The organism is Paenibacillus cookii (assembly GCF_018333375.1).
Taxonomy (GTDB): domain Bacteria; phylum Bacillota; class Bacilli; order Paenibacillales; family Paenibacillaceae; genus Paenibacillus_AQ; species Paenibacillus_AQ cookii.
This window is the reverse complement of record NZ_BORW01000029.1, coordinates 61,004-67,237: the sequence shown is the minus strand read 5'-3', so window position 1 is coordinate 67,237 and position 6,234 is coordinate 61,004. Positions and strand designations below refer to the sequence as shown.

Annotated in this window: 6 protein-coding genes; all 6 read right to left on the bottom strand. The window is 51.2% G+C overall.

The genetic code is table 11. The features are described 5' to 3' along the window. Nucleotides 1–150: 150 nt before the first annotated feature. Nucleotides 151–576 (bottom strand): CBS domain-containing protein, encoded by a 426-nt coding sequence (locus KI367_RS20645; protein WP_036710681.1) that lies wholly within the window; start codon nucleotides 574–576, stop codon nucleotides 151–153. Between the two features lie 182 nt (nucleotides 577–758). Then, nucleotides 759–1,775, bottom strand: coding sequence for an LCP family protein (locus tag KI367_RS20640; RefSeq protein ID WP_036710684.1), 1,017 nt, complete (start codon nucleotides 1,773–1,775; stop codon nucleotides 759–761). A 454-nt stretch (nucleotides 1,776–2,229) separates the two neighbouring features. Then, nucleotides 2,230–3,237: an ABC transporter ATP-binding protein gene (locus KI367_RS20635; RefSeq protein ID WP_036710687.1), complete on the bottom strand. Its 1,008-nt coding sequence runs from the start codon at nucleotides 3,235–3,237 to the stop codon at nucleotides 2,230–2,232. Continuing rightward, nucleotides 3,230–4,249 carry an ABC transporter ATP-binding protein gene (locus KI367_RS20630; RefSeq protein ID WP_036710690.1) on the bottom strand — a complete coding sequence of 340 codons (1,020 nt, stop codon included), beginning with the start codon at nucleotides 4,247–4,249 and terminating at the stop codon, nucleotides 3,230–3,232. The genes KI367_RS20635 and KI367_RS20630 overlap by 8 nt, the downstream gene beginning before the upstream one ends. Beyond that, entirely contained in the window at nucleotides 4,216–5,202 is a 987-nt protein-coding gene (locus tag KI367_RS20625; protein ID WP_373316248.1) for an ABC transporter permease, read from the bottom strand. Before KI367_RS20625 ends, KI367_RS20630 begins: the two co-directional genes overlap by 34 nt. Then, nucleotides 5,202–6,170, bottom strand: coding sequence for an ABC transporter permease (locus KI367_RS20620; protein ID WP_036710693.1), 969 nt, complete (start codon nucleotides 6,168–6,170; stop codon nucleotides 5,202–5,204). Before KI367_RS20620 ends, KI367_RS20625 begins: the two co-directional genes overlap by 1 nt. Between the last annotated feature and the right edge of the window lie 64 nt (nucleotides 6,171–6,234).

Below are 6,234 nucleotides of genomic sequence, written 5' to 3'. Positions count from 1 at the left end.
CACTTTCGCTCACTCCATCTGCAAGGTTTTTTACCGATTTTCCGTGTTTTCTTTGCAGATGAATTCGACAATAGTGCCTCTAAACCCTTGTGAGATAAGGATTTTTTGATTATTCAGCAAGCCCTAAATATGATTTCCTAAAACGAAAACTTATATCGAATTGACTGATTCTTTGGACACAAATCGTTCGCAGTATTCGATAATCTGGCTTCTGCGGACGATCCCGATAAAGCGGTTCATGTCGTCCACGACCGGCACGAAGTTCTGCACTTTGGCCAAATTGATCAAGTCCTCCATATTCGCGTCGATCGACACCGGTTTGTTGTTCATTTTAAGCGGTACGTCCTTCAGCAGATACTTGGACGCATTCTCGAAATTGATTTTCCCCCCCGAGTTTTTCATATGCCACAGCAGATCGCCTTCGGTCACCGTTCCGGCGTAAGTTCCGTCCTTGCCCAGAATCGGCACCGCCGTGTACCTGTGGTATTCCATTTTTTCGAGGGTTTGCCTCAACGTCGAGTCCGTCGTTACCGTAACCACTTCCTGTTTAGGCAGCAGAAAAAACGCGATGTTCATGTCGGATCATCCTCCTCTGCAGCTTCTTCCAGCTTCCCTCGTCTTCTTACGGCGTAACCCTGCGATCGTTTCAGGAGGACACAAAATCAGCAGCCGCACCTGTGGCTGCCGATTTTATTCAAAAGGGTACATGACCTTTGCTGCATTTTATCTTGCGAGGGAACGCCCTGAAGAGGCTGTTCTCATTTTGCCGTGCCGTCCTCTTTCGTCGTGTCATCGTCCGGCAGCATCAGCTGGTCGGAAGGCGTGTCGGGATTTTCCCAACTGTCGATGAGCGCTTTCGCTTTGTCCACGTCTTTGGGGATCGGCTTGTCGTAATATATTCCGTTAATTTTCATGCCTTCGCCCATGATCGTATAGCTTGTAAACTGGGCTTCCGATCCGGTCAAAATTTGTTTGGCCAGATCGATGATGAATTTGGGCTGCATATCCGTCTGGAAGTTGTCGCCCATAATGTCGAGCAGCTCGGGAATTTTGGAAATTTGATTCAGGCGCAGCATCCGGTTCGCTACCGCATCCAAAAACACCTGCTGCCGCTTCGTGCGATTAAAATCGCTGTCCTCCCGGTAGCGCACGTAATTCAAAGCTTCCTCGCCGTCATAGATCGGCTTGTTGGCTTTAATGGTGAATTTCTCATGGTCGCGGCCTTTGTTCACGATATCCTTTTTGATCGGCAGCTCCACCCCGCCAAGCGCATTGACGGCATCCTTCAAACCTTGGAAATTGATCGTAGCGTAATAGTCCACCTCGTGATCGAGGAACGCCTCGACGGTATCCTTGGACATTTGCTGTCCGCCGAACGCGTATGCATGCGTAATCTTATCCTTCTTCCCTTTGCCGATGATCTCGGTGTACGTATCCCTTGGGATGGAGATCAGCAGCACTTTCGAATCCTTCGGGCGCACGACGGCATAAATCAGCGTATCCGAACGCGCCGGTTCGTCCTTGCGCTGGTCGGAACCAAGCAGCAGGACCGAAAAAGGCTTATTCTGATACACGACCGGTTCGGCCGGTTTGGTCGGCCCGTTGTCCCTCGACTCCAGCGGCTGATACGATTTCTGGAGCGAGCTCTCCACCTGTTTGGACAGAAATAAATCAAAGGCCATCACCGCGAGCTGCTTGCGGAACACATAAGAGCCCCCCGCAACCAGAAGAATGATCACGGCAATGGATATATATATTTTTGTTCTCTTTTTCATTCAATGATTCCTTCTTTGATTAGAATAAAAAGTCCTAACTCAAACAAAAACGGGAACCTTCCAGCCTCCTTTCCTATTTAAACGGATCCCGGAAGAATGACGCATTTCGATGAAAGGGCGATCCGTTTAGGCAAAGATAAACGACATTAACATTGTAAACGGTATTTTTGCAAAAAGAAACCGCAGAACGGTGTCGATTCAGGAAAAAAAGGTTCCTTTGCCGTTAAAAATGTGCAGTTTTGCCGTGAACAACCGGTAACCGAAAAAGACTAACGGAATGAGCAGGGCCGCAATGCAAAGCATTCGGCGGGTATGGCATACCTGAAAGGCAAAAAAGCAGCCTTGTACCGGTTATCCGGCACAAGGCTGCTGATGAACATTCGTATTCAATAAACGCTCAGGAGGACCCCAATCCTTCCTTGATTAGCCGTTTTGTCAGACAGTAGTGTTTCGATTAACGATTTAATTTGCTCATGTCGGAGCCGCCTTCAACGCCGATCGGGAAGTGGCAAGCCACCTCGCGGCCCGGCTTCACTTCCTGCAGCTTCGGCTCGACCTGGCTGCACTTTTCTTGAGCAAACGGACAACGGGTATGGAAGCGGCATCCTGACGGCGGGTTGGCCGGGGATGGAACGTCGCCCTGCAGCACGATCCGGCTGCGTTTTTTGGTTGGCGACGGCTTCGGTATAGCCGACAGCAGAGCAGCCGTATACGGATGCAGCGGCTCCGCGTACAAGCTTTCCGTTTCGCCGACTTCCACCATTTTACCCAAATACATGACGCCGACGCGGTCGGAAATGTGGCGAACGACGTTCAAGCCGTGCGCGATGAAGAGGAATGTCAGTCCCATTTCCTTCTGCAGTTTCATGAGCAGGTTAATGACCTGCGATTGCACCGACACGTCAAGCGCGGATACCGCTTCGTCCGCAACGATAAATTTCGGCTTGAGCGCGATAGCCCGGGCAATCCCGATCCGCTGGCGCTGACCGCCGGAAAATTCATGCGGATAACGGTTGCGGCGCGTTGGATCCAGACCGACCATTTCCATCAGTTCCACGACGCGCGCATCGATTTCTTTGGCGGACATTTTCGTATGAATCTTCAATGGTTCGCCAATGACGTCCTTAACGAGGAAACGGGGATTCAGCGATCCGAACGGATCCTGGAAAATGATCTGCATTTCTTCGCGCATTTTGTTCAGCTCGCGGTTGCTCAGCGCATGAACGTCGCGGCCGTTGATTTTCACGGAGCCTTCCGTTGCGCTTTGCAGGCGCAGGATAACCCGTCCGAGCGTCGATTTGCCGCAGCCGGACTCCCCTACCAGGCCGAAAGTCTCGCCTTCGCGGATCGTGAGCGATACGTCGTCCACCGCTTTGACGTTGCCGACGACGCGGTTCAGCAGCCCTTTATGGATCGGGAAATATTTTTTGACGTTGTTGACTTCCACCAAATTTTTAGCCATGGATGTTATCCCCTTTCCCGGCTACGGCTGCCTTGCCGTTTTCTTCGAACAGCCAGCATTTTGCGTAATGCTCGTCACCGACTTGGATATCTCCGGGTTCGACTTGGCGGCATTTGTCCATCACATGCGGGCAGCGCGGATTAAAGCGGCAGCCTTGCGGAAGGTTGCCCAGCGCCGGAATCGTACCTTTGATCGTGTACAATTCGCCGCCGCGTTCGCCTTCGAATCCCGGAATGGATTGCAGGAGGCCAACCGTATACGGATGGGACGGATTCGAGAAGATTTCCTCTACCGTTCCCTGCTCTACGATGGCGCCTGCGTACATAACCGCGATATGGTCGGCCATTTCGGCAGCTACGCCCATATCGTGGGTAATGAGCAGGATCGATGTGCCGAGCTTTTCTTTCAAGTCCTGCAGCAGATCCAGAATTTGCGCCTGAACCGTCACGTCCAGCGCGGTCGTCGGTTCATCGGCGATCAGAAGCTCCGGTTTGGAAGCGAGGGCAATGGCGATGACGACGCGCTGACACATCCCGCCGGAGAGCTGGTTCGGATACTGCTTGGCGCGGATTTCCGGCGAAGGAATGCCGACCATGCGAAGCAGCTCGATGGCTTCCTTCCATGCTTCGTCCTTGGATTTATTTTGGTGAAGGCGCAAGCTTTCGGCGATTTGCTCTCCAACCGTAAACACGGGATTCAACGCCGACATCGGATCCTGGAAAATCATCGAGATTTTATTCCCGCGGATGCTTCTCAGTTCCTCTTGTTTTTTCTTGACCAGGTCTTCACCTTTAAAATTGATGCTTCCTTCCAGAATGACGCCGTTGGCATAATCGATCAGACGCATAATCGACATCGAGGTGACGCTTTTGCCGCTGCCGGACTCGCCGACGAGACAAAGCGTTTTTCCTTTTTCGATCGCCAAAGAGATGCGATCCGTTGCTTTCACTAAACCTTTTTCCGTCAAAAAGCCTGTGGTCAGATTCCGGACTTCGAGAAGTTTTTCCGCCATTTTGCTAACCTCCTCCGGGATTTTTTCTGTCTTGGATCAAGGGCGTCACGGATCCCGTCGCCAATGAAGTTAACGGCCAGCACGACAATCAGGATACACAAGCCCGGATAAACGGCCAGCATCGGATTGATCAGCATGAACTCCTGCGAGTTGCTCAGCATAATTCCCCAGCTTGTTTGCGGCATTTGGATACCGAGGCCCAAATACGACAAACCGGATTCGGACAAGATGGCGCCGCCGACCATCAGCGTGGCGTTAACGATAATCGGGAAGCTTGCATTGCGCAGCAAATGCCGGAAAATGATGCCCCAGCTGGATACCCCGGTGGCTCTGGCCGCTTCGACATACTGCATTTCGCGCAGCTGCAGGAATTGTCCCCGCACGAGGCGGGCAACCCCGGTCCAGCTTGTCAGCGCCAATATTAATATGAGGTAAATCATTTTTGTTCCGAAAATAGCCATAACCAAGATGTTGATGAACAAGCCCGGCAGCGAGATCATGACGTCGATCAGACGCATGAAAATCGTGTCGACCCAACCGCCGAAATAACCGGAAATCGCGCCGATTAACGAGCCTAAAAACACGGCGATAATGGCGACGGAAAAACCGACCATAAGCGAGATGCGGCTGCTGTAAACAAGGCGGGAGAAAATATCCCGGCCCAGCTCGTCCGTTCCAAGCAAATGCTTGCCCGATCCCGGCTTCAAGTTGGAATTCATCATGTCGACTTTCGCCGGATCAAACGGGGCGACCTGTTTGGCGAAAATGGCTACAAGTACAAAAATCAATAAAACGACAAGACCTGTCATTGCGTATGGGTTATGCGAAAACTTCTGCCACACGAGCTTCCACGGTCCTGGCGGTTTTTTACTAGGAGGAAGCGGTGCGTTTTCCGGTGCCATCGGCTCTGCCGGCTGTACGTTCGGAGCGGTTGCGGCATTCATGTCACTCATTAGGCTTTTCCTCCTTTGCGTCCGATTTGAACTCGTGGGTCTACCAATTTATAAAGGATATCAGCTATCAGGTTGCCAAGCACCACCGCCACGGCGGTAATCATCGTAATGGCCATCAGCACTGAATATTCGCGGGACCTTGCCATATCGACGAACAAACGCCCCATTCCCGGCCAGTTAAATACGTTTTCCGTAAGGGTGGCCCCCGCGACGAGGCTTGCCAGGTCCATACCTAATACTGTAATGATCGGAATTAATGCATTGCGGAGCGCATGACGGAAAATAACTTTACGTTCAGGAACACCCTTCGCGCGAGCGGTACGGATATAATCCTGCTCCAATACCTCCAGCATGCTTGAACGGGAGTATTTGACATAACCGGCCAAATTGACGAGAACCAGCACGGTTGAAGGCAAAATCAAGTGCATAAATAAGTCGCCGACATTCCCTTGCTTATCCATGGAATACATGTCCGAGAGCGGCAACCAATCCATTTTCAACGAGAAAAACTCCTGCAAGATGATACCGAACCAGAAGGTCGGCATCGCAAAACCGATATAAGTGACGAAGTTGGCCGTCTGGTCAGACAAGCCGTATTCGCGGGTACTGTTATAAATCCCCCACGGAATGGCGATGATCAAACTTAAAACCCAGGAAAAAGACATCAAGACAAGCGTGTTTTTTACGGCAGGCCAAATCACGTCGCCAACAGGAACATTGTTTTTAAACGTATATCCCATATCGCCTTTTAACATGTTTTTAAGCCAAATGACGTACTGTGTAGGTACTGGTTTGTCCAGACCCAGGTTATGCTTTTGAATCGCTGCGGTCTCAGGCGAAAGTCCCGGGGAAATCATCATTTGGGTCGGACCGCCCGGTGCAGCATGCATCAAGCCAAATGCAGCCACCGAAACCAAAAACAATACCAATATGGATTGCAGCAAGCGGCGGATGAGATATTCAGTCATAATTGATCCTCCTAAAATTAAACGTACGCGACACCGCAACCATCCGAAAACGCAAAAAAGGGCG

Coding starts and splice junctions, on each gene's coding strand:
- KI367_RS20645 (WP_036710681.1), bottom strand. CDS start 576: ATGAACATCGCGTTTTTTCTGCTGCCTAAACAGGAAGTGGTTACGGTA.
- KI367_RS20640 (WP_036710684.1), bottom strand. CDS start 1,775: ATGAAAAAGAGAACAAAAATATATATATCCATTGCCGTGATCATTCTT.
- KI367_RS20635 (WP_036710687.1), bottom strand. CDS start 3,237: ATGGCTAAAAATTTGGTGGAAGTCAACAACGTCAAAAAATATTTCCCG.
- KI367_RS20630 (WP_036710690.1), bottom strand. CDS start 4,249: ATGGCGGAAAAACTTCTCGAAGTCCGGAATCTGACCACAGGCTTTTTG.
- KI367_RS20625 (WP_373316248.1), bottom strand. CDS start 5,202: ATGAGTGACATGAATGCCGCAACCGCTCCGAACGTACAGCCGGCAGAG.
- KI367_RS20620 (WP_036710693.1), bottom strand. CDS start 6,170: ATGACTGAATATCTCATCCGCCGCTTGCTGCAATCCATATTGGTATTG.